We start from the raw sequence: 26185 nt of genomic DNA, 5'->3' as shown, positions 1-26185 counted from the left end.
CGCGCCGTACTCCTCGAACCGCTCCCGCTCCACCGGGACGTGGGTCCCCCGTACTTGAGTCTCCAGTAGGGGGAGACACGAACATGGGGGGCATGGACGACACGCTTTACCCGATCGGCGAGCTCGCTCGGCGGACCGGTCTCACGGTCAAGACCGTTCGGTTCTACTCCGATCGCGGAATCGTGGCGCCGACGGACCGTAGCCCGGCCGGCTACCGCCTCTACAACACCGATGCCGTCGCACGCCTGGACCTCGTGCGGACCCTGCGCGAGCTGGGGCTGGACCTTTCCACGATCCGCAAGGTCGTGGACCGCGAACTCTCGCTTCCCGAGGTCGCCGCGGCGCACGCCGAAGCGCTGGCCGTGCAGATCCGTGTCCTGCGCCTGCGGCGCGCGGTGCTGACGGCGGTCGCCGAGCGTGGGTCCACACCAGAGGAGACGGAACTCATGCACCGACTGGCCCAGCTCTCCGAGGCGGAACGCCGTCGTCTGATCGGCGAATTCCTCGACGCCGTCTTCGGCGGTCCTGACGCCGCTCCCGCATTCGCGGGGGCCATGCGCTCGATGACCCCGGAACTGCCCGGCAACCCGGAGCCGGAGCAGGTCCGGGCGTGGGTCGAGCTGGCTGAGATGTCCCTGGACCCGGATTTCCGCGCCGTGTTGCGGCGGATGGTCGAGTACCAGGCGGCTGAGCAGGCCCGAGGCGGGACGACGGGCCCGCACCGCGACATTGCGGCAGCCGTCCGCGACCAGGCCGGACCGGCTCTGGCCGCCGGTATCGACCCGGCCTCGCCCCAGGCCGATCCGATCGTCGCGGCATTCGCGGCGCACTACGCGCACCTGGTCGCCCGCCCCGACGACATCGAGCTTCGCCGCCGGCTGGCGGCTCGGCTGGAGAGCGTGAACGACCCCCGCAGGGAGCGGTACCTCCAGCTGCTTGCCGTCGTCAACGGCTGGCCGGCCCCGGAAAGTCTGGCTCCGGTGTTGGACTGGTCCCTCCAGGCTCTGCGCGTCCGGACACGGCAATAACGGCGCGGTCGCAGGGAGCCATGGGCCGGACGCGGGCCCCGGCAGTGACGGCTGCGACGCCGTTCTGCCGTGCGTGCCGCCCCGTCCTCCCGGGTGGCCCTTCATCCTCCCGGGCGCGCGCGATTCGACTGCCGGGCGGAGCAGAAGCCCTGGTCAGACGCATGACGGTCACACCCCGTCGGCTCCGGCAGCGCACGACCGGACCCCCGGCTGCGGCGACCGGGGCAGCCGCCGGGCCGTGAAGGGAGAGAGGCGGTCCCCGTCGGCAGGTCTGGAGGGACGAGGAGGGGGAACACGGCGAAACGCCGGGTGAGCCCCGGTTCCATCCGAGCCCGAGGGCCACCGAGACGACGGGAACGCCGCCATGCCGACCGACACACCGGAAAGACGCACCGCCCTCCCCGGCGGGCACGTGTCCGCCACGCCGCCCCCTGTCGGCGAGTACGTTCCGGGCCAGTCGTCCCGGCTTTCCCGGCCGGGCCAGTCGTCCCGGCTTTCCCGGCCGTCCCGGCCTTTCCGGGCTGATACGGAGCGTTCGCTCCCTGCCCCGGAGACCGCCGGGGGCATGGGCCGGGCCGCGGGAATCATCGCTTCGGCGGCGGTCTGCCAGGCGGCCCTGATGGTGGGGTTCGGACTCCTGATCACCGGGCCCGCAGCCCGGGTATGGCCACTGACGTCCGAGGACGAGGTCACGGACGCGCTGGAGCGTGCCCGTACCGGCGCCCTCGACACCGTGTCCCTCGTCGTCTCCGAGGCGGGCAACACGGCCACGGTCGTCGCGGGCACCCTCCTGGCCTGCCTCGTCCTCCTCGTGGTCCCGCGGCTTCCCAGGTGGCGGGACGCGCTCTTCCTGGCGGTCGCCGTCTCGCTCCAGTCCCTGGTCTTCCTGGTCATCACCGGGGCCGTGGACCGCACCCGGCCGGACGTCGAACGGCTCGACGCCTCGCCCCCCACCTCCAGTTACACCTCCGGACACACCGGTGCGGCGACAGCCCTGTACGCCGGCATCGCGATCCTGGTCCTGCACCGGACGAAGGGGCCGTGGCGCAGAGTCGTGGCGGTACTGCTGCTCCTCGTACCGCTGCTGGTGGGGATCGCCAGGGCGTACCGGGGGATGCACCATCCGACGGACATCGCGGGCGGCCTGCTCAACGGCGGAGTGTCCCTCTTCATCGTCAGCCGCGCCCTGCTGACCGGACCGCACGTGCCCGCCCCCGCGCCTGCCGACGCGGCGGCCCGTAAGGCACCGGCCGCCGGGGCGTCGACGGGGCAGGCTCCCGGCCGCACCACGGTGGTCTTCAACCCCACCGTCACCGACGAGGCGGCCTGTGCCGACCTGCGACGGGTTCTCGAGGACCACGGTCACCACGGGGCGGACTTCGTACCGACCACGGCCGACGACACGGGGGAGGGACAGACAGCGCGTGCGGTGCGGGACGGTGCGTCACTCGTCGTGGTCTGCGGCGGTGACGGGACGGTCCGGGCAGCGGCGGAGGCGCTGGCCGGCACGGGCATACCGCTCGCGGTGGTGCCCTGCGGCACGGGCAACCTCCTCGCCCGCAACCTGGGGCTCCCGGTGAAACCGGCGGAGGCGCTGGCCGTCGCGCTGCGCGGTGCTCCGCACCGCATCGACCTCGGGCGGATCGAGGGCGACGGCATGGCGCCCGCGCACTTCACGGTGATGTCCGGGGCCGGGCTCGACGCCGCGATGCTGGAGAGCACCAGCGACCGCGCCAAGGCCGTGCTCGGCTGGCCCGCCTATGTGGTGGCGGGCCTGCGGGAACTGCGCGCGCCCCGGATGCGCCTGACGGTCGGCCTCGACGGAGCGCGGCCCCTGCGCCGCACCGCCCGGATGGTGCTCGTCGCCAACACCGGCAAGGTGCAGGGCGGTGCCGCGCTGGTCCCGGCGGCCCGGCCCGACGACGGTGTGCTCGACCTCATGATCCTCGACCCGCGCGGACCGATGGGCTGGGTGGGCGCCGTCGTCTCGCTGGTACGCCGCAGGCCGGAGGGGGAGATCGGCCACACAGGCCGGTCGCCCGTGGAGTACTTCACCTTCCGTCACGCGGACATCCGCTTCGAGGCACCGCAGCCACGCGAGCTGGACGGCGACCCCGTGGCCCCGGGCAGGCGCCTCACCGCGCAGGTCAGGCCCGGCGCGCTGACCGTGCTCATGCCTGAGCGGGGGGAGTGAGATGGGCACCGCAACCCGGGTCCCGCAGACCCGCGACATGGTCGGCAGCGAACTCTCCGGCGACGAGGCGCTGGCCGCCCTGCGGCGCTACGGCCGATGGCCGCTGCTGCGCGACTCCTTCGTCCGCTTCCGGTACGCCGACGGCTTCAGCCACTCCCGGGCGCTCGCCCTGCAGACCGTGCTGGCCGTGGTGCCGCTGGTCATCGCCTTCGTCGGACTGTCGACGGCCCTGCACACGGAAAATCTGGGCAGGGTGGCGGAACTGACGATCCACCGGATCACGGCGGGGCCGAGCGCCGCGGTGGTCGACGACGCCCTGGACCGCAGTCGGCGGACGGCCGACGAGGGGGCCCAGCTCGCCCTGTGGTTCGGACTGGTCTTCTCCCTGACCAACACCACGACGGCGATGTGCCAGATAGAGCGCGGTGCCAACCGCATATACGGGGTCGAGCGGGACCGGGTCTTCCATCTGAAGTACCTGCGGGGGCTCGTGATGTCGTTGACCGCCGGAATCCCGCTCGGCATCGGCTTCGTCACCATGGTCGCCGGAGGCGACCTGGTGCCGGCCGTCGTCGAGGTGTACGACCTCGGAGCCGGCGCCCGGTCCGCATGCGAACTGCTGCGCTGGCCGGCCGGGGTGGTCCTCGTGGTCATTTCGGCGAGTGCGATCTTCCGCCGTTCGCCGAGGCGCCGGCAGCCGGGCTACACCTGGCTGGCCTTCGGCGCCGCCGTGTACCTGGTGCTCTGGACCACCCTGACCTGGCTGCTCAGCCTCTACCTCGAGGTCAGCGGTTCGTTCGACACCGTGTACGGCCCGCTCACGGCCTTCATGTCCCTGCTGCTCTGGGCCTACCTCACCTCCATCGCGCTCTTCCTCGGCCTCTCCTTCGCCGCTCAGCTGGAGGCGGTGCGGGCCAAGCGGCCCGGTCCCGTACAACCCGACCCAGGAGCCTGAATGACTGCCCGACCCGCTGCCTTGGCCCGACGACGGAGCCGCCGGGACGCCGACCGCAGATTCGGGATCCGGCTGTTCGGTTCCGCGGCCGTCGCCGCGGCCGCGGCAGTCGTCTTCGGCCTCCTGTTCGTCCTCGTGGAGAGCGGCTGGGGTCCGCTGCGGCGCCTCGACGCGGGCGCGGCCAGGTGGCTGAACCGGACCGCCCTCGACCATCCGGCGTGGACCGGCACCCTGCGCTTCTTCTCCGACGTGGTGTGGGACCCGGTGACCCTGCGCGCGGCGGTCGCGGTGCTCACCCTGTGGCTGGTGTACCGACGTGCCTGGCGCCTGGCCACGTGGTCGGCCTTCACCGCCGTGGCGGGAGGGCTGACGGGGCTGCTCGTCAAGATGGTCGTCGAGCGGGCGAGGCCGGACCTGCCGGACCCGGTGGCGCACGCCCCCGGATTCTCCTTCCCCTCCGGCCACGCGATGACGGCCACGACCTCGTTCGCGATCCTGCTGCTCGTTCTCCTGCCCCTGGTGCGCCCCGGCCTCCGCCCCCTGTGCTGGGCCGTCGCGGCCGTCTCCGTACTGGGTGTCGGCTTCACCCGCATCGCGCTGGGCGTCCACTGGTTCAGCGATGTGGTCGGCGGCTGGACGCTCGGGCTCGCCGTGGTGGCGGTGACCGGCTGGTCCTTCGAGGCATGGCGCGCCGACGCGGGCCTCGGCCGGACCGAGGTGGCGGAGGGCCTGGAGCCGGAACTGGGCCACGAAGACCCGGAGTCGGCCGACCCCGCCCCTCGCCGTGACTGAGCATCTCTCGCTGTCGTGGCCACCGGCGCCGAGGACGGGGGGCAGGCCCCAGGTCGTCAGTGGTCGTTGGGAGACTCGGTGGACACGGCACACCCAGGAGGATCCAGCCCCATGACCGACAAGCAGCAGGCACCCACCGCCGCCGAGCTCCACGAGGTGATGCGCGAACTGCACACCGTGCAGGGGCGGGTACAGGACACCTACCTGCAGCTGTGGTCCGCTCCGGAGACGCACGATGTCGCCTACCAGTTGGAGGAGGCGGCCGGGGACATCCGCCGGGCCTGGGAGGCGCTGGAGAGGATCTCAGGCAGCTTCGCCCGCGTCTATGTCGTTCCCGGAACCGAGAGCCTGTGCGGAGTGCCCTGGGGCGTCTGCCCGGACCACGGGAACACCCTCCGCGCAGGCGGCGACAGTTCCTGGTGCACGGTGGCGGGCTGCTCACGGAAGTGGGGTTACGAGAAGCTCGGCTCCACGTGCTTCGAGCCGGTGAGCCAGGAGGTCATGGGCGTGGGCGGAAAGCCGTTCCTGGCCTGCCGGGCGCACGCGATGGACGCGGAGAAGCGGTCCTAGCCGGGGCCCGGCCGCAGGCCAGGGACAGGATGGCTGTTCCTGTTTCTTGTTGCCCTGGTCCGCCCACTGGGGAGGGGCATGGTGGACGACCATTTCTTGCTGGTGTGCGACGACGTGCCCGATGACGTCGTGCTCACCGACCCCGCTATCCGTGTGCTGTACGTCGCACGGGCGGTGCGTCGGCTGACGGGGCTGAGCCTCTGGCGCAGCAAGGTCCTGGCCACGCAGGTTCCCGCCGCGATTCTCGTCGGCGTGCCTCAAGAGGGCGCCGAGGCGGCAGTCACGGCCCTCCGCGAAGCCTGAGCGCGGGCAGAGATGAGGGAACAGCCCGAAACTGACCACCTCAAGCCCTGAGAGACGGCCCGCCGAGCATCTGACAGCCCAGCGCACCGAAAAAGCCCCCCACCGCGCGGAGAACCCGCAGGTGGGGGGCTAGTTCAGCTCTGCTTACTTCTTCTTGCCCTGGTTCTTCACGGCCTCGATCGCGGCCTTCGCCGCGTCCGGGTCGAGGTACGTGCCGCCCGGCTTCAGCGGGTTGAAGTCGGCGTCCAGCTCGTACGCGAGCGGGATGCCGGTCGGGATGTTGAGGCCCGAGATGGCGTCGTCGGAGATGCCGTCCAGGTGCTTCACCAGGCCGCGCAGGCTGTTGCCGTGGGCGGCGACCAGGACGGTCTTGCCGTCGAGGAGGTCCGGGACGATGCCGTCGTACCAGTACGGCAGCATGCGGTCGACGACGTCCTTGAGGCACTCCGTGCGCGGGCGCAGCTCCGAGGGGATGGAGGCGTAGCGCGGGTCGTCGCTCTGCGAGAACTCGGTGCCGTCCTCGAGGGCGGGCGGCGGGGTGTCGTAAGAGCGGCGCCACAGCATGAACTGCTCCTCGCCGAACTCGGCGAGCGTCTGGGCCTTGTCCTTGCCCTGGAGGGCGCCGTAGTGGCGCTCGTTCAGGCGCCAGGAGCGGTGGACGGGGATCCAGTGGCGGTCCGCGGCTTCCAGCCCGAGCTGGGCGGTGCGGATCGCGCGCTTCTGGAGGGAGGTGTGCACGACGTCGGGGAGCAGGCCGGCGTCCTTGAGCAGCTCACCGCCGCGGACCGCCTCCTTCTCGCCCTTGTCGGTGAGGTCTACGTCCACCCAGCCGGTGAACAGGTTCTTGGCGTTCCATTCGCTCTCGCCGTGGCGGAGGAGGATCAGCTTGTACGGTGCGTCGGCCATGGCTCCGAGCGTAATCGAACCCGCGCGGCCTCCGCGCGCCCGGTCACAGGGCGGACAAAGGGGGGTGCGGGCCCGCGCCGTTTGACGATGGGCGTCAATCGAGTGGCGGTTCGGGACTCCCTCTTCGTAATGTTCGGACTGCTATAGGGCCGCTTACACCTGTCGGCTCGCATCCGTTCGCACGTCTCCAGGGGGAGCCCTATGTCCGTCGCCGGTCTCAGGAAGGCGGCACACGAGACGGTTGCCGGGCTCCCCAGGGAGTTCTGGTGGCTGTGGATCAGCACGCTGGTCAACCGCCTGGGGGCGTTCGTCGCCACGTTCATGGCGCTCTACCTGACCCTGGACCGGGGCTACTCGGCCTCGTACGCCGGTCTGGTCGCCGCCCTCCACGGGCTCGGCGGAGTCGTCTCCTCGCTCGGGGCGGGGGTGATGACGGACCGGCTGGGACGCCGGCCCACCATGCTGATCGCGCAGCTCTCGACCGCGGCGTCGGTGGCCGTGCTCGGCTTCATGGTCCATCCGGCCGCGATCGCCGCCATGGCCTTCGTGGTGGGCATGGCCAGCAACGCGTCCCGGCCGGCCGTGCAGGCGATGATGGCCGACATCGTCCGGCCCGAGGACCGGGTGCGTGCCTTCTCGCTCAACTACTGGGCCATCAACCTGGGCTTCGCCGTCTCCTCGGCCGCGGCCGGTTTCATCGCCGAGTACAGCTATCTGGCCGGCTTCCTGGGCGAGGCCGCCATGACGTTGGTCTGCGCCGTCGTCGTCTTCCTCAAGGTGCCGGAATCCCGGCCCGAGGCGGCGCCCCGGGTGGCGGGGACCCGCGCCCCGGACGACGTACGGCTGATCACGGTCCTGCGCGACGGACGCTACATGGGCGTCGTCGGGCTGTCGTTCCTGGTCGCGTTGATCTTCCAGCAGGGGCACCTGGGGCTGCCGGTGGCCATGGGTGCGGACGGGTTCTCCAGCTCGGACTTCGGTACGGCCATCGCCGTCAACGGCGTGCTGATCGTGGTCCTGCAGATTCCGGTCACGCGGTTCATCCAGCACCGCGACCCACGCCGTCTGCTGATCATCTCGTCCGTGCTCGCCGGGTACGGGTTCGGGCTGACCGCCTTCGCGGGGTCGGTCGGCGTGTACGCGCTGACGGTGTGCGTCTGGACCCTCGCCGAGATCGTCAACGCCCCGACGCAGACGGGCATCGTCGTCCAGCTCTCGCCGGCCCACGGCAGGGGCCGCTACCAGGGCATGTACACGCTGTCCTGGTCCGCCGCGGCGCTCGTCGCACCGCTGATGTCCGGCTTCGTGATCGACCACTACGGCGCGGACTGGCTGTGGGTGACCTGCGCGCTGCTGGGCACCGTGGCGGCGTTCGGCTACTGGCTGCTGATGCGGAAGCTGCCGGATCCGGTGGCCGCGCCGCCCCTCGCCACCGAGCGGGCGGTCGCCGAGCCGGCGGTCTGACCGGGGGCGGGAGGTCTGGCCGGGGCCGACGGTCCGATCGGAGGCGGGCGCGGCGATGCCCCGCGGCGACACACGTCGCCGCGGGGCACGTCCCATCTGCCCGGTCAGCCGGAGCAGCCGCCGCACTGGCACGGCGCGCCGGACTGACAGCCGCATCCGCAGCCCGAGCCGCAGCCGCAGGCTCCGAGCACGGTCAGCTGCACCACTTCGGTCGGGGTCTCCTGCTGGGGTTCGGTCATGGGCGAATCGGCCATGGTCCCTCCTCGGGGCGTACGACTCGGCGGCGCACGACAGCTGCCTGGGCCTCGTACGACAGCTGTGCACGACGGGGGCATACGGCATGGCGTGCCGCCCCCGCCCCCATTGCATGCCCACCCCGGCGGGCGCATCAACGGCGCACGCGCGCCGGGACAAACGTGCGACCGCGCGCGTTCGGCGCTCCTAGGCCCCTTCCACCGGGGTGGCCGTCTGGATTTCGTCCGCGTGCTCACCCGTCACCAGGTAGACGACGCGCTTGGCGACCGACACGGCGTGGTCGGCGAAGCGCTCGTAGTAGCGGCCGAGCAGCGTCACGTCGACGGCCGTCTCGATGCCGTGCTTCCAGCGGTCGTCCATCAGGTGCTGGAACAGCGTCCGGTGCAGCAGGTCCATCTCGTCGTCGTCCTGCTCCAGCTGGAGGGCCAGGTCGACGTCCTTCGTGATGATGACCTCGGCGGCCTTCGCCATCAGCCGCTGCGCGAGCTGTCCCATCTCCAGGATGGTGGCGTGCAGGTCGTGCGGCACGGCTGAATTCGGGAAGCGCAGCCGGGCCAGCTTGGCCACGTGCTGGGCCAGGTCGCCCGAGCGCTCCAGGTCCGCGCTCATCCGCAGCGAGGTGACCACGATCCGCAGATCGGTCGCGACCGGCTGCTGGCGTGCCAGCAGCGCGATGGCCCGTGCCTCCAGATCGTGCTGCAGGTCGTCGACCTTCTGGTCCGCGGCGATCACAGTCTCGGCGAGCTTGAGATCGGCGTCGAGCATGGACGTCGTCGCCCGGCCGATCGCCGAGCCGACGAGCCGGGCCATCTCGACCAGGCCTTCGCCGATCGAATCGAGTTCCTCGTGGTAAGCGTCGCGCATGGAAGTCCCTCTCCAGATCCTTACTGAGCCGGGGTCTCTGGGCCGACCCCCACGCTCCCACGGTGGGGGCACAACGCGTCGGGATCCGGCCCCCGAAGTGAACCGGCACTTTCTCCTCGGTGAACTCTGGGCGACGAGTGTTCGAGATGGCACCCGGATGGCTGGGAGAGACCCGACGCACCCGCATAACCTTGAAGCATGGACGTGAACGCGGCAGTCGCCGCAGCTGCCGCGATAGCCGGGTTGTGCACCGGTGTCATCGCGATGCTGGCGTTCCGCTGGAGCGAACGCGAGCAGAGACAGCCCACGCGTACGTCCCTGCGGCCCGACAGCAACGCCGCGCTGCCCCCCGGGGTGGACACGGTCCTCTCCGTGCTCAGTTCCTCGGCCGTCGTGCTCGACGAGAGCGACAGCGTCGTCAAGGCCAGCTCCGCCGCTTATGCGCTGGGCCTGGTCAGGGGCGGGCGCCTGTCGGTCGAGGCGATGCTCCACATGGCCAGGGACACCCGTCGCGACGGTGAGATACGACAGGTCGAACTGGACCTTCCACGGCGCGGTACAGGTCGGGGTGAGGCGCTCGCCGTCTCCGCCCGGGTCGCTCCGCTGGGTTCCCGGCTGGTACTGCTGCTGGTCGAGGACCTCACCGAAGCACGTCGCATAGAAGCGGTACGGCGCGACTTCGTGGCCAACGTCAGCCATGAGCTCAAGACCCCGACCGGCGCACTCTCGCTGCTCTCCGAGGCGGTCATGGACGCTTCCGACGACCCGGAGGCGGTGGAGCGGTTCGCCGGGCGCATGCAGATCGAGGCGACCCGGCTGACCAACCTCGTACAGGAGCTCATCGACCTCTCCCGCGTCCAGAACGACGATCCGCTCGAGGACGCGGAACCCGTTCGGGTGGAAGAACTGGTCGCCGAAGCCATCGACCGGTGCCGCCAGCAGGCGGGCTCCAAGCAGATCACCATGGCCTCTGGCGGTACGGCGGACCTCTTCGTCTGGGGGAACCGCGGACAGCTCGCCGCCGCGCTCGGCAATCTCGTGGAGAATGCCGTCAACTACAGCCCCGCCCGCACCCGCGTCGGCATCGCTGCCCGGCAGCTGGTCGCACCCGGCGGGGATCTGATCGAGATAGCCGTGACCGACCAGGGCATCGGCATCTCCGAGAAGGACCGCGAGCGGGTGTTCGAGCGGTTCTACCGCGTCGACCCGGCCCGCTCCCGGGCCACTGGTGGCACCGGTCTCGGCCTCGCCATCGTCAAGCACGTGGCCGCCTCGCACGGCGGGGAGGTCACCGTCTGGAGCTCTGAGGGCCAGGGCTCCACCTTCACCCTGCGACTGCCCGAGTCGGGCGTCGTACGTGAGCGCACCACCGGCGGACCGCTCATCGTCAACGGTCACTCCGTCGACGACGAGGGGCCGTACGAGACCGACACTCTTGAACCATTTCCTGCCCCGGAGGCTCTTCCGTGACCCGAGTGCTTGTCGTCGAGGATGAGGAATCCTTCAGCGACGCCCTGTCCTACATGCTTCGCAAGGAAGGCTTCGAGGTAGCCATCGCGGCCACCGGCCCCGACGGCCTCGACGAGTTCGAGCGCAACGGTGCCGACCTCGTCCTGCTGGACCTGATGCTGCCCGGGCTGCCCGGTACGGAGGTCTGCCGGCAGCTGCGGGTGAAGTCCAACGTTCCGGTGATCATGGTCACCGCGAAGGACAGCGAGATCGACAAGGTCGTGGGCCTGGAAATAGGAGCCGACGACTATGTGACCAAGCCCTTCTCCTCGCGGGAGCTGGTGGCCCGCATCCGCGCGGTCCTGCGCCGTCGCGGGGAGCCGGAGGAGGTCACCCCGGCCGCCCTGGAGGCCGGTCCGGTGCGGATGGACGTGGACCGTCACGTCGTCACCGTCTCCGGCGGCAAGGTGGACCTCCCGCTGAAGGAGTTCGACCTCCTGGAGATGCTGCTGCGCAACGCCGGCCGCGTCCTGACGCGCATGCAGCTGATCGACCGGGTCTGGGGTGCGGACTACGTGGGCGACACCAAGACCCTCGACGTCCACGTGAAGCGACTCCGCGCCAAGATCGAGCCGGACCCGGGGGCGCCGCGGTACCTGGTGACGGTGCGGGGGCTGGGCTACAAGTTCGAGCCGTAAACCGGTGACCGCGGTGGCGCAGCGTTGACGCCGGTAACGCGTCCGGCCGTACGGGCAGCCGCAGCAGCATCGTCAGCCTCATGAAAAGGGGGCGTCTCCCGACCGGAGACGCCCCCTTCCACGCGTGGATCAGTGGCCGGCGGACGCCTCGTCCGTCGGCGTGGCGGAGCCGCTCTCCGGCTCCGAGGTCGAAGACCCCTCCGACGCGGCGTCCGTCGGGGTGCCCGACGCCTCGCCCGGCGTCTCGGAGGCGTCCTCCGAGGGCTTCGGGGTGGGCGTCGGCGACGGCGCCGCGCTCGGGCCGAAGCCCTTGAAGAAGCCGGCCGCCGGGACGATCGTGGCGCCGAGCCCGATGTCACCGGTCTTGCTGAACTGGAAGACGACCTGCTGTACGGCGCCGTCCTGCCCGGCCTGGCTGCCGTCCTCGACCACGGCGGAGGCGTTGCCCTTGCCGCCCAGGATGACCCGCCCGCCGGACGGGATCACGACGGGGCCCTTGCCCTTGGCGGGGAGCAGTTCCACGGTGGCGCTGGTGCCGGGCAGCGTGATGGCTTCCAGGACCTCGCTGCTGGGGCCGTTGTTGAACAGCGTGGCGGTGACGGCGGCCGGTCCCTCCGTCTCGTGCCCGGGCTGGGTGATGACGTTCACGTTCTGGATCTTGATGTGGTCGACAGCGGTGGCTGCGTTGTCCGGCCTGACCTTGAGCGTCTCCGCGTTGTTGCCCGCACTGCACGCGGACAACGAGGCGATCGAGAACACGAGGGCAGTGGCGGCGAGGGCGCCGTGTCGAAGGCTGCGGCTCACGGCGGCGGCAACTCCTTGAACGTTCGGACTGCGGACTTCGGACTCTGCGGACAGGAAGGCCGAGCGGGGTAAAGCCGCCCTAAGTGTGTGTCAGCGGGCTCAGGTTACCGAGCCACCGTCCCGGGCCCGCACCCGACCCGCCCCCTATGGCCCTACGGCACGGGCGCGGCTCGCGATCGCGCGGCGATCACGCCGTTTCGCACGGCGTTCACAAAACCCGTGTGATCGCCGAGCGGGCGGCCGGTGATCAATTCCCCTGGTGGCGGCGCATTCCTTGCGCATAATCCACCCGGCGGCCGGCCGTTGATCAATTTCATTGACCATCGACTCAAAGGCTCGTACGGGTGATCGACGTCCGAACGGGGTGCGGAAAGATCACCATCCAGAATCCGGCAAAACGGGACGTTCAGTCACTTCCGGAGGGCTTCCGGTCTGTGTGACGCGCGCGTTTCGGCTCGCCCGCGCGCCCGCTCCGACCTGCGAATATCGCCTTCCGGAAGCCTTCCGCAGCACGTTCGTGATGCTGTTGTCAAGCCCCGAGATATGCCCTGACCTGCGAAAACGCCATTCAGGAGAAGCGGTTCTCGTGTTACTCTGGATAGCCACGGAAGGGGTACCTGTCACATGACGTTCAAGGTTGGCGACACCGTGGTCTATCCCCATCACGGGGCCGCGCTGATCGAGGCTATCGAAACTCGCCAGATCAAAGGCGTGGACAAGACCTACTTGGTGCTCAAGGTCGCCCAGGGCGACTTGACTGTTCGTGTGCCGGCGGACAATGCGGAGTTCGTCGGTGTGCGTGACGTAGTCGGGCAGGAAGGGCTGGACCGGGTCTTCGAGGTGCTGCGCGCGCCGTACGCCGAAGAGCCGACGAACTGGTCCCGACGCTACAAGGCAAATCTCGAGAAGCTCGCCTCCGGCGATGTCATCAAGGTCGCCGAAGTCGTTCGCGACCTGTGGCGTCGTGAGCGTGAGCGCGGACTCTCCGCAGGTGAGAAGCGCATGCTCGCCAAGGCCCGCCAGATTCTGGTGAGCGAGCTCGCTCTCGCGGAGAACACGAACGAGGACAAGGCCGAGGCTCTGCTCGACGAGGTCCTCGCGTCCTGAACCGGATCACACCGGTCGCAAGAATGTGCCGCGGTGCCCGCTGACGAACCGTCCTTGACGGTAAGTCGTCGGGCGCTGCGGCATGTTCGGATCCTGTCGGATCCGCTACTGGCGCCATCCCCGCACCACAGAGGAGCCCTCGCTGCGGCTTGCCCGACCAGGGGTCACGGAAGGGTCCCGGTCAAGTCAAGGCGTCGCGCCCGGCTCGCTGTGGCCATACCCATGTCGGCCGTGGAAACAAACCTGCCGAAGCTTCGGAGTACAACCGATGTCATCGATGTCACCGACGCCTGCTGAACCGCGCCCCTCCCGCACCGCAGCGGTGATTCCCGCAGCCGGCCGCGGCGTCCGGCTCGGCCCCGGGGCCCCCAAGGCGCTCCGCGGTCTCGGCGGGACACCCATGCTGATCCACGCCGTACGGGCCATGGCCGCATCACGGGCGGTCGCACTCGTCGTCGTGGTCGCGCCGCCGGACGGCGCGACCGTCGTCAAGAACCTCATCGACGAGCACGCCCTGCCCGAGCGCACCGACTACCTGGTCGTCCCGGGCGGTGCGACACGTCAGGAGTCCGTGCGGATCGGACTCGACGCGCTCCCCGACGACATCTCCGTCGTGCTCGTCCACGACGCCGCCAGGCCCCTCGTGCCCGTCGACACCGTGGACGCGGTCATCGAAGCCGTACGGGACGGGGCGCCCGCCGTCGTACCGGCCCTGCCGCTCGCCGACACCGTCAAGGAAGTCGAACCCGGCACGCCGGGTGAGCCCGAGCCGGTTCTGTCGACCCCCGTACGCGCCAGGCTGCGTGCCGTCCAGACGCCCCAGGGCTTCGACCGGGACACGCTCGTGCGGGCCCACCGCACCGTGGGGGTCGACGGCGACGGCGCCACCGACGACGCGGGCATGGTCGAGCAGCTCGGCGCGCCCGTCGTCGTCGTACCCGGGCACGAGGAGGCGTTCAAGGTGACCAGGCCCCTGGACCTCGTCCTGGCCGAGGCCGTTCTCGCACGCAGGAGGGCGAACGATGGATTCTGAAGCCGCGAAGCAGCCGGCGCCCCTGATCCCGCTCGTCGGCATCGGTACGGACATCCACGCGTTCGAGGAGGGCCGTGAGCTCTGGTGCGCGGGGCTCCTCTGGGAGGACGAAGGGCCCGGGCTGGCCGGGCACTCCGACGCCGACGTCGTCGCGCACGCCGCGTGCAACGCCCTCTTCTCGGCGGCCGGGCTCGGCGATCTCGGACAGCACTTCGGCACCGGCCGGCCCGAGTGGTCGGGAGCCTCCGGTGTCACGCTCCTCACCGAGGCGGCTCGGATCGTGCGGTCCGCGGGCTTCGGCATCGGGAACGTCGCCGTGCAGGTCGTCGGCCTCCGCCCGAAGATCGGCAAGCGTCGCGACGAGGCGCAGAAGGTGCTGTCCGAAGCGGTCGGCGCGCCGGTCTCGCTGTCCGCAGCGACCTCCGACGGGCTCGGTTTCACCGGCCGCGGCGAGGGCATCGCGGGCATCGCGACGGCCCTCGTCTACCGCACCGGCTGACTCGGGTCCCCCGGGGCTCCTGCCGGCGTCGGGGGCAGTGCCCCCGCAGGCACGCCCCCGGCACTCCGGACCCGCCCCGCGGACCGCTCCCGGGGTTCCGGAGGCCACCGTCGGGGATTAGTTGTGACACGTCGCCACAGGGGGCGCTGGGCACTGGTGCGGGCCCACTACCCTTGAGAGGTGACTATTCGCCTGCATGACACCAACGCCCGGCAGATCCGTGACTTCGTCCCGCTCACAGCGGGCTGTGTCTCGATCTACCTCTGTGGCGCGACTGTCCAGGCCGCCCCGCACATCGGGCACATCAGGTCCGGACTGAACTTCGACATCATGCGCCGCTGGTTCGAATACCGCGGCTACGACGTGACGTTCATCCGGAATGTCACCGACATCGACGACAAGATCATCAGGAAGTCGGCCGAGCAGGGCCGTCCCTGGTGGTCCATCGGCTACGAGAACGAGCGCGCGTTCAACGACGGCTACGACGCCCTGGGCTGCCTCCCGCCCACGTACGAACCGCGCGCCACCGGCCACATCACCGAGATGGTCGAGATGATGCGCGGCCTCATCGAGCGCGGCCACGCCTACGAGGCCGACGGCAACGTCTACTTCGACGTGCGCTCGTACGAGGGATACCTCGAGCTCTCCAACCAGGACCTGGACGACCTGCGCCAGCCGTCCGGCGAAGGCGAGACGGGCAAGCGCGACCAGCGCGACTTCGCCATGTGGAAGTCGGTCAAGCCCGGAGAGCCCAGCTGGGAGACCCCCTGGGGCCGCGGCCGCCCCGGGTGGCACCTGGAGTGCTCCGCGATGGCGCACAAGTACCTCGGCAGCGCCTTCGACATCCACGGCGGCGGCATCGACCTGATCTTCCCGCACCACGAGAACGAGATCGCCCAGGCCAAGGCCTTCGGCGACGACTTCGCGAAGTACTGGGTGCACAACGGCTGGGTCACCCTGGCCGGCGAGAAGATGTCGAAGTCCCTCGGCAATTCCGTGCTGGTCAGCGAGATGGTCAAGCAGTGGCGCCCCATCGTCCTGCGTTACTACCTCGGGACCCCGCACTACCGCTCCATGATCGAGTACAGCGAGGAAGCACTGCGCGAGGCCGAGTCCGCGTTCGCGCGGATCGAGGGCTTCGTACAGCGCGTCGTCGAGAAGGCGGGCGGCGAGGTCGCCCCGGCAGCCGAGGTGCCGCCCGCGTTCGCCGAGGCGATGGACGACGATCTGGGCGTCCCGCAGGCGCTCGCGATCGTCCACACCACCGTCCGCCAGGGCAACTCCGCCCTCGCAGCCGACGACAAGGAAGCAGCGGTAGCCCGCCTCGCCGAGGTGCGCGCCATGCTCGGAGTCCTCGGCCTGGACCCCCTCGACCCGCACTGGGCGGGCGAGAGCGACCGCGGCGAGGACCTCCACGGAGTCGTCGACACCCTCGTGCGCCTCGTCCTGGACCAGCGGCAGGCGGCACGCGAGCGCAAGGACTGGCCCGCGGCCGACGCCATCCGCGATCAGCTCAACCAGTCCGGCCTCGTCATCGAGGACAGCCCGAGCGGCCCCAGGTGGACCCTCGGCCCGCGCTGAGCGGCACCCTTCGCACCATGCGTGAGCAGCACAAATGTGCCGCCCGGCCATCCGGGCGGCACACTTTCACTTGAGACACTTTTTCTGAAGCAACGAAACAGGTAGGTCATGGCCGGGAACAGCCAGCGCAGGAACCGCCGCACGTCCAACAAGAAGGGCATGCAGGTCGGCAGCGGTGGTCAGCGACGCCGGGGTCTCGAAGGCAAGGGACCCACGCCGCCCGCCGCCGACCGCAAGGGGCACAAGAAGAACCGGGTGGCGAACGCCCAGGCCAAGCAGGCCGCGGCCCGCCGTCCCGCCCCGCGCCGCGGTGGCGCCAAGGGCACGTCGGAGATGGTCGTCGGCCGCAACCCGGTCTTCGAGGCCCTGCGCGACGGCGTCCCCGCGACCACCCTCTACGTGCAGCAGTACATCGACAACGACGAGCGGGTCCGCGAGGCCATCCAGCTCGCCGGTGAGCGCGGCGGCATCCACCTCATGGAGGCCCCGCGCCCCGAGCTCGACCGGATGACGAACGGCCTGAACCACCAGGGCCTCGTCCTCCAGGTCCCGCCGTACGAGTACGCGCACCCCGAGGACCTCACCGCCGCCGCGTACGACAACAACGAGGAGCCGCTGATCGTCGCCCTCGACGGCGTCACCGACCCGCGCAACCTCGGCGCGATCGTCCGCTCGGTCAACGCGTTCGGCGGCCACGGCGTCGTCGTCCCCGAGCGCCGCGCGGCCGGTATGACCGCCGGTGCCTGGAAGTCCTCCGCGGGCACGGCCGCCCGTACCCCGGTCTCCCGGGTCACCAACCTGACCCGCGCCCTCGAGGGCTACCAGAAGGCCGGCATCACCGTCGTCGGCCTCGCCGCGGACGGCGAGCACACGGTCGAGGACCTCGAGGCCCTCGCGGGCCCCGTCGTCATCGTCATCGGCAGCGAGGGCAAGGGCCTCGGCCGCCTCGTCGGCGAGACCTGTGACTACCGGGTCCGGATCTCGATGCCGGGCGGCGCCGAGTCCCTGAACGCCGGAGTCGCCGCGGGCATCGTCCTGTACGAGGTCGCACGCCGCCGCGCGTGACCCGGTACGGGCGGTCCCAGGGGTCTGACGGCTCTCACGCCGTCAGGCCCGCCAGCCTCGCCCTCATCAGCACCGCGATCGTGAAGGCGTCCGTGATCCGCCCGTCGGCCACCATCGCCTCCGCCTCGGCGAACGGCACCGTGACGGAGCTGCGGATCCCCTCGGCCGTCTCCAGCGGCCCCAGCGCCTCGATCCGTGCCGCGAAGAGCGACACCCGGTCGGCCGTCACCCCCGTGTCGGGGTGAAGTTCACCCAGAGGAACGATCTCCAGGGCCACCGCACCGATCTCCTCCCGCAGTTCCTTCGCCGCGTTCGCCCCGGGCTCCATGCCCGCCGTGCCGAAACCGCGCGGCACCTCCCACTGCCAGGAACGCGTCGAGTGCCGGAAGTGCTCGACCAGCACCACCTGGCCGTCGAGGAACGGAAGCACCACACACCCCTGCTCCGGTGTGGGGCTGATCGAGCGGATGTACGTACCCGTGGAGCCGTCGGGGAAGCGCACCGGATCGCGCAGCAGCACGACGTACCGGTCCTCGTACAGCACCCCGCCCGCCGCCGAGACCGCTTCCGGCTCGGTGAGGATCTCGATACCGCCGGGCTGATTCGCGAACAGCCCCGGACGCTCCGCACGCAGCCGTTCGTACCGCTCGACACCCATCTGCCGTGCTCCCTCCGAGCCCGTCACGCCTCACACATGCGGCGACTGCTGATCCGCCTGGCCGCCCCGGGGCGCCGACCCGGTCTCCACGACCCGGCCCCCGTACGACTTGAGGATCTTCTCCCAGTCCCTTCTGACATTGCCCAGCTGAAGCGACGGCAATGTCAGCGAATGCCCGAGACCCTTGCGCGCGCCCCGGCCTCCCTGGTCGAAGAACTCCAGCCGGACACTCAGGGCGCCTGCGACGGCCGTCGCCATCTGGAGGGAGCCCGCGAGCAGCGACACCTCCTCCCCGGACGTCACCTGCAGGGCGATACCGGCGGACTCGAGGACGAGGGCCACCTTCATCTCGCGCTGGAAACCCTGACGGGTACCGCTCACCTCGCGCGCGGTCCGCAGCATCCCGCGGTGCAGCTTGGCGACATCGCCCGTACCTGCACGGAACTCCTCGGGGCTGGGCACCCGTCCGTCCCTGAAGCTGCCCAGGACGAACGAGTCCAGGGCGTTCACATAACCGTTCCACTCCTCCGTGGTGCGCAGCCGCGTGATGTCGGACAGCGACAGCGAACCGTAGGAGTTGGGGCCGTCCACGGCCCGGTGCAGGGCGTCGGCGAACAGATCGCGCAGCAGGAGACCGATCTGCTCCGGGTCGTCGTTCTGGCTGCGGACGTCGTCACGCAGCTCCTGCAACGCCGAGCGCGGCGGCGAACCCGGAGGCGTCAGAGCGGTGATGCCGCTCGCCTTCGGAACACCCAGTGTGTACAGGAGGTCGATGAGCTGCTTGGCGGGCACGATGTGATCGCCCTCCCGCAGCAGACCCTCGTGCACCTGTGTGCCCGGCCGGGTCAGGAACTCCCGGTACACGGCCTCACGCGTGATCGTCGAGTAGAGATCCTGCCGCGCGGCCCAGAGGAGGATGTCGGTGAGGATGCCCTCCTTCATGGCCCGCGCCTGGGCGAGGGATATGCCCAGGTTCTTCCTCAGCGGCTCCTCGCGGAGCCGCTGGAGCGTCAGCAGTTGGCTGGAGAAGAAGTGGTTGACCGTGTCCGTCGCCTCCCGGTTCGCCGCATCGTCCCAGTCGAAGCGGACCAGGTCCGGCTCCGCCTCGTCGGCGAGCAGCCGTCCCCAGGACCGGTGAGCCTGCGGATCGTGTGTCCAGGCGAACTCGGCAGCGGGGTCACGCTCGGAGTACAGGAAGGGCACGAGCGCCTTCCCGTTCAGCAGGCGGACGAAAGCCTGCCGTTCGGCCGGATCGGCATCAGGTGCGAAATTGGCCGAGACCGCCTCGTTGTTGATGAAGTACGCCCGATTGACCACCAGGGTGCCGCTGTTCACCAACGCGCGTCGCAACTCGGCGGCGGAAGCGTCCACATCGTCCGGGGAGCGGCCCGGCGCGGCGTTCGCCCGCTGCCGCGCCGCGGCGAGATCGCCGGGCAGCCACTGGTTGTCCAGGGCCTGGGCCATCACCGGATACCGCGTCAGGTCCTTGAAAGTAAGCTGCTGCCCGCCCATGACTCCCCAGTCGACTACGGATAACGCACATGATGGCCGGGCTGGTTGACGTACGGAAGGTGAACAAAAGTTCCTGGGTGGCGAGGAATGGCTGGATCTTGACGGGTCTCGGACACTTCGGCCGCGTCAAGGCAGTGTCCTAATCACACATCACTCGGTTAGATGAGTGTGGACACCAGAACGCCGCGGTTCGACGAACAGCCCGCCGCCCTGAGCATGACCAAGGTGGACAGCGACCCCGCGCAGGTCATCGTCAACCACGCCAGCTTCCGGGTGCAGCTCGCCCCGGGCCAGCGCACGCGCCTGCGCTCTTTGGCCACCGCACAGCCCCGGATCCCCGCCATGAGCGGCGCGGGCGGACGCAGGCGGGCCCCCGTCGTCTGGAGCGGCAGGTCGGAGCCGGGTGACCCAGGAGCGACCGGACTCCTGCAGGCCGTACGGAACTCCACCGCGGGCCACCTCGGTACCAGGTCCGGCGGCGGCACCGGAGCCGGCGAGGACGTGGGCTTCGGCACCCAGGTCATCCCGCGCCTCGACGAGACCCAGCCCAACCCCGTACTCATCGCACCCCAGCCCGGACCGGGCCGCACGGGGCCGCTGCTGCCCCCCATGCGCCAGGCCGTCGGCGCCTACGACCCCGTCGAAACGGGACCCCACGAGCCCCGCGACCCCTTCGACGACGAACCCGACGACACCGCCCAGGAACGTCGTCACGCCGCCGACAACGTCCGGCACGCGTACTACCCCGGCCGCCGCATGAACCTCGGCGTCGTCCTGCTCCCCCTGCGCGTCCTGCTCGGCTTCATCTCCATCTACGCCGGCATGGGCAAGCTCTGCGACCCCGTCTACTTCGAGGGCGGCGACCGGGGCTCCATGGTCAAGTGGCTGACCTCGCTGCAGCCCTGGGCCCTCGCCGAACCGCTGCGCGACTTCGCGCTCACCCACCCCGTCGGCGCCGGACTCTCCGTCGCCTTCCTCCAGGTCGTCGCCGGCGTCCTCACCGTCCTCGGCCTCTGGCAGCGCGTCGCCGCCACCTTCGGAGCCCTGCTCTCCGCAGCCCTCCTCGTGACGGTCAGCTGGCGCAGCGTCGCCGCGTACGACGCGCCCGACATCATCTTCCTGGCGGCCTGGAGTCCCCTCGTCATTGCCGGCGCCCCCGTCTACTCCCTCGACGGACGCCTCGCCGGGGAAGCCTGGCGCAAGCTCGGCCCCCGCTCCGACATCTGGGACCTCCGCCGCCGTGTCCTGCGCCGCGGCACCGTCGTCGCCACCGTCGTCGTCGGTATGACACTGCTCGTCGGCTCCATGCTCGGCGGAGCGGTCCGCTCCACCGAGGTCGTCACCGTTCCCGGCCCCGCCAACCCGTACAACCAGCTCCCCGGATCCCCGCTCCCCGAGGAGTCCACCGGCAAGCGCCAGCCCTCCGGTACCCCTGAGGGGCGGCGCCCCGAACCCTCCCCGTCCAGCCGGTCCAGCAGCCCGACGGCCGAGGAATCCACCCCGGGAGCGGACTCCGTCCGCGAGTCCGGCCAGGCCACCGGAGCGAACACCGGACAGCCCAGCCAGACCCAGGGCACCGGTCAGGAGCCGCCCGCCCGGGAGACGACCCCTGAGCAGCCCCCGGCCAGCAGCGCCGGCCCCTCCTCCGGCGGCTCCGGCTCCGGCTCCGGCTCCGGGTCCGGGTCCGGGTCCGGCGGTTCCACGGGCGGCGGCTCCGGCGGCGGCGGTTCCACGGGCGGCGGTGGTTCCACCGGAGGCGGAGGCGCCGGCCAGAACCCCATCGGCGGCCTGCTCGGCTGACACCCCCACCGCACACCGCGAGGGCGGCCACCGGAAACCGGTGGCCGCCCTCGCGCACGTCCGCGGTGCCGTCTAGCCGCCCGTGTGGGCGCCCAGCTCCTTCGCCGCCTCCGTCAGATCCTTCGCGGTGTCGATCGCCCGCCAGTACGCCCCGTGCGGCAACGGGAAGCCGGCCAGCAGCCGTTCACGGGCCAGCCGCGGGAACGTCGTCCGCTCGTGGTCGCCCCGGTCCGGCAGCAGGGACGTGAACGCGGGCGCGAACACGTACACGCCCGCATTGATCAGGTACGGCGACGGCGGCGACTCGATGAAGTCCGTGATGTGCCCGAACGCGTCCGTCTCCACCGCACCCCACGGAATCCGCGGACGGGCGAGCGCGAGCGTGGCGGTGGCATCCCGCTCGGCGTGGAACGCCGCCATCTCCCGCAACGAGAAACGCGTCCAGATGTCGCCGTTCGTCGCGTACCACGGCTCCGACGGGTCGGGCAGCCGTGTCGCGGCATGCTTGAGACCGCCGCCCCGGCCCAGAGGCTCGGTCTCGACGACGGTCGTGACACGCAGCGGAAGATCGGCCGAGTCCAGCCACTCCTGCAGCACATCGGCAAGATGGCCGCACGAGATCACGGCGTCGGTGACACCCTCGGCGGCCAGCCAGGAAAGCTGATGGCCGATGATCGGGGTCCCGGTCCCCGGGATCTCGACCATCGGCTTGGGGCGGTCATCGGTGTACGGGCGCAGCCGCGAGCCCTGGCCACCCGCCAGGATCACGGCCTGCGTCGGAAACGTTTGCATGCCAGGCACGATATGCCGTGCCCGCGCACACCCGGCTCAGCTGAACTGGGCGACGCCCGAAGCGAACGACGTGTCGCAGACCGGACGGGAGAAGCGGTGCGCACGCGTCGGTCCGTACTGGTCTACGGCCGCCTTGCCCAGCGCCTTCGCGATCGACATGCAGTGCGTGGCCAGCGACGGACGCGCCTCCACCGTGCGCTGGAGCTCGGTCAGTGCGACGCCCGGGTCCTCCTCCCGCAGTTCCCGGAGCAGCTTGTCCCGCAGGACATCCTGCGGCTCACGCGCCTTGGCGCGCTTGGACACGGTCTCGGAAGCGGCCGTCAGCAGCTGCGACTCGGTGTTGTGCGCCGACCACTGCACGCGGGTGACCGCGAGGGTCCCGGAGAGGACCATGACGACGGGCAGTACGAGAGCGAGGGTTCGGCCGATTCGGCGCGCGGTGTGGGTCACGCAGGCGAGCGTAGCGGTCAGTGATGACGTGGCGACATTTCGTCACTCCTGCGGGGGGTCGTTCGAGGTGGCCTTTCGAATCGCCGGTTGACGAACCGGGGTGAAATGACCGCTGTGCCACGATATTTGGGGCTGCCCGCGTCCGAAACCCCCAGGCGCGCAACGCCACGCAAACGGCCCCGCGACCCCCGAGCCGGAACTCGGGAGTGCGGGGCCGTCGTACGGTTCGGACGACGTCAGTCGGTGAGGCGCTCACCGGTCGAGGTCGCGAAGACGTGCAGCTCGTCCGGGCGCGGCACGACGTGCAGCTCCGTGCCCTTCTCCGGAACGGCACGGCCGCCGACACGGACGACCAGGTCCTTGTGCTGGCCACCGACCTGCGCGGCACCGTAGACGAAGCCGTCGGCGCCGAGTTCCTCGACCACGTTGACCGACACGGCCAGGCCGGCCGGCGCGTCGCCCGAAGCCTTGGTGAGGGTCTGCGCGGCGGCGCCGCCGTGCTCGAGGATGTCGAAGTGCTCGGGGCGGATGCCGACGGTGACGGTCGTGTCGCCGCGGTCCGCGGCGGCGGAGAGTGCCGCACGGGAGACCGGGACGACGCTGTTGCCGAACTTGACGCCGCCGTCCGTGATCGGGACCTCGACGAGGTTCATCGCCGGGGAGCCGATGAAGCCGGCCACGAAGAGGTTCGCCGGGCGGTCGTACATGTTGCGCGGCGAGTCGACCTGCTGGAGCAGACCGTCCTTGAGGACCGCGACACGGTCGCCCATGGTGAGGGCCTCGACCTGGTCGTGGGTCACGTACACCGTGGTGATGCCGAGGCGGCGCTGCAGCGAGGCGATCTGCGTACGGGTCGACACACGGAGCTTGGCGTCGAGGTTCGACAGCGGCTCGTCCATGAGGAAGACCTGGGGCTCACGCACGATCGCGCGGCCCATGGCCACACGCTGACGCTGACCACCGGAGAGCGCCTTCGGCTTGCGGTCCAGGTACTCGGTGAGGTCCAGCATCTTGGCGGCCTCTTCGACCTTCGCCCGGATCTCCGTCTTGTTGATCCCGGCGATCTTCAGCGCGAAGCCCATGTTGTCCGCGACGGACATGTGCGGGTAGAGCGCGTAGTTCTGGAACACCATGGCGATGTCCCGGTCCTTCGGGGGCAGGTGCGTGACATCACGGTCACCGATGCGGATCGCACCGCCGTTGACGTCCTCGAGACCCGCGAGCATGCGCAGGGAGGTCGACTTGCCACAACCGGAAGGACCGACGAGGACGAGGAACTCACCGTCTTCGATGTCGATCTCGAGCTGGTCCACGGCCGGCTTCGTGGAGCCGGGGTAGACGCGGGACGCCTTGTCGAACGTGACACTGGCCATGCTGAATCTTCTCCTCCACCGGCAGGAACGTGCCGGACGATCCGAGTAAGGGAGTGGTCTGGTCCACTTGAGTGAGCCTGGTGTGACGCTACCTGGCGTTTTCGGATCTGTCAGCAGTCCGAAGGTCCCGAATATGGAGCGGGTTCCGGTCCCGGCGTTGGTTACACTGCTTCCGCTGCCTCCTTAGCTCAGTCCGGCCAGAGCAACGCACTTGTAATGCGTAGGTCGTCGGTTCGAATCCGACAGGGGGCTCAACGAAAAGCCCAGCTCAGATGCGCTCTGAGCTGGGCTTTCTTCGTTTCGGCGGACGCGACGCCGACGCCGGTCGCGCGCTGCCCTGATGCCGGGGGTATCGGTTCTGGTCCCAGTCACCGGTTCCGGGGCGGGCATGAACGCGTCTCCCATACGACGCATCGCGTCCATCGAGAGCGTGGATCGCCCGCTCCTCGGCCCGGAGGTAGCCGTGGGCTTCCAGCAGCGCGAGAGCAGGTTCGATCTGGCCGACGGTCCGGAAGCGTCGGGAAGCCGCGACTGCGTCGCGTCGCTTGATGACGGCGATCGGGTCAACAGGCCGGCTACTGGGTGCCTGCTTCTGCCGCTATCGGTCTTCCCCGCCGTCTGCCAGTGGTACCGGTTCCGCTTCCGGATGAATCTCCGGTGAGCCGGGTGGATCACTTGTCTGCGGTGTACGGCGTCGGGCGGGCCGCGGCAGCCCAAGCCTGCCGCGGCCGGCTTCGGGTTGCTGGCACAGCACGGAATCCTTCGCACATCGGGAGGGGTGAAGATCTGGGCGCTCCGGGGCGGGGTCCACGCGGGAATTTCGGTCGGCGGGCTGGGCCTGAGCGTCTGGGCGCTGATGTCCGGTCGTTGAATGCCGGAGCCGGAAGAGCCCCCGGACGCGCAGGACGATGGGCAAGCGGCACGACAGAGGCTCCATCCGGGAACGGATGGAGCCTCTGATCCCGAGCATCTGGATCAGCCCAGGAGGCGTCCTGCGGCGGACTCCCGCGCGGACCGCGACTTACGGAGATCACGTGCGACAACCGCCTTCTGCAGCCAGCGGTCGGTTCCGTCGTAGCGTGCCGTGAACGCGCGACGACCGTGCACGGCAAGGTAGTTGTCGACGACCAGCAGGGTGCCCGCTTCCACCACCACGTCCTGCTGCACACGCTCCAGCTCTGTCACCAGCTCCTTGAGCGCCACTTCCGCTTCGGCGTCGCCGTCGACGCAGCGCATGAAGAACGGGTCGATGCGCAGGTACGGAGTGTCCCCGGCACCGAAGAGCACGGCGACGGGCTCGGGGTTGTCCCGCATCTCGCGCATCCGCAGCAGTCCGGGGTCATCGGGCCGCTGGACAGCGAGCTGACGCAGGTGCTCGTCGTCGGGCAGGATGTAGAACCGCGGTTCGGACAGCACCTGTCGCGTGTCCGCCGACAGTTCCACGTCCTGGACCGAAGCCAGCGTCGTCGGCACCCGGTCGTGGTTGCGGATGCCGAAGAGGGCCAGGTAGTCACAGCGGTAGGGATGAAAAGCGTCCTCGGTGTGCCATTCGAGGAGCACGTCACTGCCGTGTCCGTTCTGCTCGCCTTCTTCGCCGGCGATGGGCAGCACGTTCTGGATCATTCGTCCGGCCTGCAGTGTGGGCCAGCTGAACACTTCGCCGAGGCACTGGCCCATCAACGCGAGAAAGAGCTCTTCTCGGCGGGTACGTCCGGCGGCGGCGGCCTCGGCCCAGTTACAGGGTGTCGGGCCGACAGCGTCGTCGTCGACGCCGAAGCCGCGCAGCAGGAAGCCGGCAGCTGCGTCATTGCGTCGGAATTCCTCCAAGAACCGACGAAGTCCGATCGGTACCTTCGACACCAGCTCCCAGGCGTTGTCATAGAACGTCTGCTCGCCGGGATCGTACTGTGCCACATTCGGGTCGGCGAGCAACTGCTCGAGGGACGATATTTCTTCGGCGGAGAGGTCGTAGTTCAGAATGCCGCGGTACTGACTCATGGGCGCCTCGCTTCTGGTGTCGAATGTTTGCTGTC

At 70.1% G+C, this 26185-nt stretch carries 25 protein-coding genes and 1 tRNA gene; 16 read left to right on the top strand and 10 right to left on the bottom strand.

Annotated features, from left to right (window positions below):
* The first annotated feature begins 92 nt into the window (after positions 1-92).
* From OG844_RS25215 to OG844_RS25190, 6 genes are all read left to right on the top strand, one after another.
* Positions 93-1028, top strand: coding sequence for a MerR family transcriptional regulator (locus OG844_RS25215; RefSeq protein WP_406393286.1), 936 nt, complete (start codon positions 93-95; stop codon positions 1026-1028).
* 565 nt (positions 1029-1593) lie between these two features.
* Positions 1594-3222 carry a diacylglycerol kinase family protein gene (locus OG844_RS25210; protein ID WP_406393284.1) on the top strand — a complete coding sequence of 543 codons (1629 nt, stop codon included), beginning with the start codon at positions 1594-1596 and terminating at the stop codon, positions 3220-3222.
* 1 nt (position 3223) lies between these two features.
* Positions 3224-4177 carry a YihY/virulence factor BrkB family protein gene (locus tag OG844_RS25205; RefSeq protein ID WP_406393282.1) on the top strand — a complete coding sequence of 318 codons (954 nt, stop codon included), beginning with the start codon at positions 3224-3226 and terminating at the stop codon, positions 4175-4177.
* Positions 4178-4969: a phosphatase PAP2 family protein gene (locus OG844_RS25200; RefSeq protein ID WP_406393280.1), complete on the top strand. Its 792-nt coding sequence runs from the start codon at positions 4178-4180 to the stop codon at positions 4967-4969.
* A gap of 111 nt (positions 4970-5080) precedes the next feature.
* The gene (locus tag OG844_RS25195; RefSeq protein ID WP_406393279.1) at positions 5081-5539 is read left to right on the top strand and encodes a hypothetical protein; all 459 of its coding nucleotides are present in this window, start codon (positions 5081-5083) and stop codon (positions 5537-5539) included.
* A 78-nt stretch (positions 5540-5617) separates the two neighbouring features.
* A complete protein-coding gene (locus OG844_RS25190) occupies positions 5618-5842 on the top strand; it encodes a ribosomal protein L7/L12 (RefSeq protein WP_406393277.1) in 225 nt (74 codons plus the stop codon).
* Positions 5843-5986: 144 nt separating this feature from the next.
* Here the strand turns inward: OG844_RS25190 and OG844_RS25185 are convergent, their stop codons facing one another.
* Positions 5987-6748, bottom strand: a complete 762-nt coding sequence (locus OG844_RS25185; protein WP_356426355.1) for a phosphoglyceromutase — start codon at positions 6746-6748, stop codon at positions 5987-5989.
* Between the two features lie 201 nt (positions 6749-6949).
* On the opposite strand from OG844_RS25185, the gene OG844_RS25180 reads away from it, so the two are divergent.
* On the top strand, positions 6950-8212 hold the full coding sequence (locus tag OG844_RS25180; protein ID WP_406393275.1) for an MDR family MFS transporter: 1263 nt from the start codon (positions 6950-6952) through the stop codon (positions 8210-8212).
* Between the two features lie 104 nt (positions 8213-8316).
* Here OG844_RS25180 and OG844_RS25175 read toward each other — a convergent pair whose 3' ends face one another.
* Positions 8317-8466, bottom strand: coding sequence for a hypothetical protein (locus OG844_RS25175; protein WP_329208675.1), 150 nt, complete (start codon positions 8464-8466; stop codon positions 8317-8319).
* 187 nt (positions 8467-8653) lie between these two features.
* Positions 8654-9331 (bottom strand): phosphate signaling complex protein PhoU, encoded by a 678-nt coding sequence (gene phoU, locus OG844_RS25170; protein ID WP_351180153.1) that lies wholly within the window; start codon positions 9329-9331, stop codon positions 8654-8656.
* A gap of 198 nt (positions 9332-9529) precedes the next feature.
* Here phoU and OG844_RS25165 point away from each other — a divergent pair, with 198 nt between their 5' ends.
* A complete protein-coding gene (locus OG844_RS25165; RefSeq protein ID WP_406393273.1) occupies positions 9530-10801 on the top strand; it encodes a sensor histidine kinase in 1272 nt (423 codons plus the stop codon).
* On the top strand, positions 10798-11478 hold the full coding sequence (locus OG844_RS25160; RefSeq protein WP_006377546.1) for a response regulator transcription factor: 681 nt from the start codon (positions 10798-10800) through the stop codon (positions 11476-11478). Before OG844_RS25165 ends, OG844_RS25160 begins: the two co-directional genes overlap by 4 nt.
* Positions 11479-11607: 129 nt before the next feature.
* Here the strand turns inward: OG844_RS25160 and OG844_RS25155 are convergent, their stop codons facing one another.
* The gene (locus tag OG844_RS25155) at positions 11608-12282 is read right to left on the bottom strand and encodes a DUF461 domain-containing protein (protein WP_406393271.1); all 675 of its coding nucleotides are present in this window, start codon (positions 12280-12282) and stop codon (positions 11608-11610) included.
* A gap of 624 nt (positions 12283-12906) precedes the next feature.
* Here OG844_RS25155 and OG844_RS25150 point away from each other — a divergent pair.
* The 5 genes from OG844_RS25150 to rlmB all read left to right on the top strand — a co-directional run bounded on the left by OG844_RS25150 (position 12907) and on the right by rlmB (position 17567).
* Positions 12907-13389 (top strand): CarD family transcriptional regulator, encoded by a 483-nt coding sequence (locus OG844_RS25150; protein WP_006380568.1) that lies wholly within the window; start codon positions 12907-12909, stop codon positions 13387-13389.
* A gap of 268 nt (positions 13390-13657) precedes the next feature.
* Positions 13658-14422 carry a 2-C-methyl-D-erythritol 4-phosphate cytidylyltransferase gene (ispD, locus tag OG844_RS25145; protein WP_406393269.1) on the top strand — a complete coding sequence of 255 codons (765 nt, stop codon included), beginning with the start codon at positions 13658-13660 and terminating at the stop codon, positions 14420-14422.
* Complete coding sequence (ispF, locus tag OG844_RS25140; protein ID WP_406393267.1) at positions 14412-14921, top strand: 2-C-methyl-D-erythritol 2,4-cyclodiphosphate synthase; 510 nt, start codon at positions 14412-14414, stop codon at positions 14919-14921. The genes ispD and ispF overlap by 11 nt, the downstream gene beginning before the upstream one ends.
* Before the next feature lie 180 nt (positions 14922-15101).
* Positions 15102-16502 (top strand): cysteine--tRNA ligase, encoded by a 1401-nt coding sequence (gene cysS / locus OG844_RS25135; RefSeq protein ID WP_406393265.1) that lies wholly within the window; start codon positions 15102-15104, stop codon positions 16500-16502.
* A gap of 108 nt (positions 16503-16610) precedes the next feature.
* Complete coding sequence (rlmB, locus tag OG844_RS25130) at positions 16611-17567, top strand: 23S rRNA (guanosine(2251)-2'-O)-methyltransferase RlmB (RefSeq protein ID WP_351180170.1); 957 nt, start codon at positions 16611-16613, stop codon at positions 17565-17567.
* 34 nt (positions 17568-17601) lie between these two features.
* Here rlmB and OG844_RS25125 read toward each other — a convergent pair whose 3' ends face one another.
* Together OG844_RS25125 and OG844_RS25120 are read right to left on the bottom strand one after the other, a co-directional pair.
* Positions 17602-18225: an NUDIX hydrolase gene (locus OG844_RS25125; protein ID WP_406393264.1), complete on the bottom strand. Its 624-nt coding sequence runs from the start codon at positions 18223-18225 to the stop codon at positions 17602-17604.
* Between the two features lie 30 nt (positions 18226-18255).
* Positions 18256-19737, bottom strand: a complete 1482-nt coding sequence (locus OG844_RS25120) for a hypothetical protein (RefSeq protein WP_406393262.1) — start codon at positions 19735-19737, stop codon at positions 18256-18258.
* 162 nt (positions 19738-19899) lie between these two features.
* Here OG844_RS25120 and OG844_RS25115 point away from each other — a divergent pair, with 162 nt between their 5' ends.
* Positions 19900-21537 (top strand): DoxX family protein, encoded by a 1638-nt coding sequence (locus OG844_RS25115; protein ID WP_406393260.1) that lies wholly within the window; start codon positions 19900-19902, stop codon positions 21535-21537.
* Between the two features lie 72 nt (positions 21538-21609).
* On the opposite strand, the gene OG844_RS25110 is transcribed toward OG844_RS25115, so the two are convergent.
* The 3 genes from OG844_RS25110 to OG844_RS25100 all read right to left on the bottom strand — a co-directional run bounded on the left by OG844_RS25110 (position 21610) and on the right by OG844_RS25100 (position 24152).
* The gene (locus tag OG844_RS25110; RefSeq protein ID WP_351172946.1) at positions 21610-22329 is read right to left on the bottom strand and encodes a nucleotidyltransferase family protein; all 720 of its coding nucleotides are present in this window, start codon (positions 22327-22329) and stop codon (positions 21610-21612) included.
* 36 nt (positions 22330-22365) lie between these two features.
* Complete coding sequence (locus OG844_RS25105; RefSeq protein ID WP_406393258.1) at positions 22366-22779, bottom strand: hypothetical protein; 414 nt, start codon at positions 22777-22779, stop codon at positions 22366-22368.
* Between the two features lie 236 nt (positions 22780-23015).
* On the bottom strand, positions 23016-24152 hold the full coding sequence (locus tag OG844_RS25100; protein WP_356426413.1) for a sn-glycerol-3-phosphate ABC transporter ATP-binding protein UgpC: 1137 nt from the start codon (positions 24150-24152) through the stop codon (positions 23016-23018).
* 177 nt (positions 24153-24329) lie between these two features.
* Here OG844_RS25100 and OG844_RS25095 point away from each other — a divergent pair.
* Positions 24330-24404: transfer RNA gene (locus OG844_RS25095), tRNA-Thr, on the top strand.
* A 723-nt stretch (positions 24405-25127) separates the two neighbouring features.
* On the opposite strand, the gene gntD is transcribed toward OG844_RS25095, so the two are convergent.
* Positions 25128-26150: a guanitoxin biosynthesis L-enduracididine beta-hydroxylase GntD gene (gene gntD / locus OG844_RS25090; protein WP_406393256.1), complete on the bottom strand. Its 1023-nt coding sequence runs from the start codon at positions 26148-26150 to the stop codon at positions 25128-25130.
* Positions 26151-26185 lie beyond the last annotated feature (35 nt).

It is taken from the genome of Streptomyces sp. NBC_00887, assembly GCF_045207585.1.
This window is presented reverse-complemented; position numbering and strand designations above follow the sequence as displayed.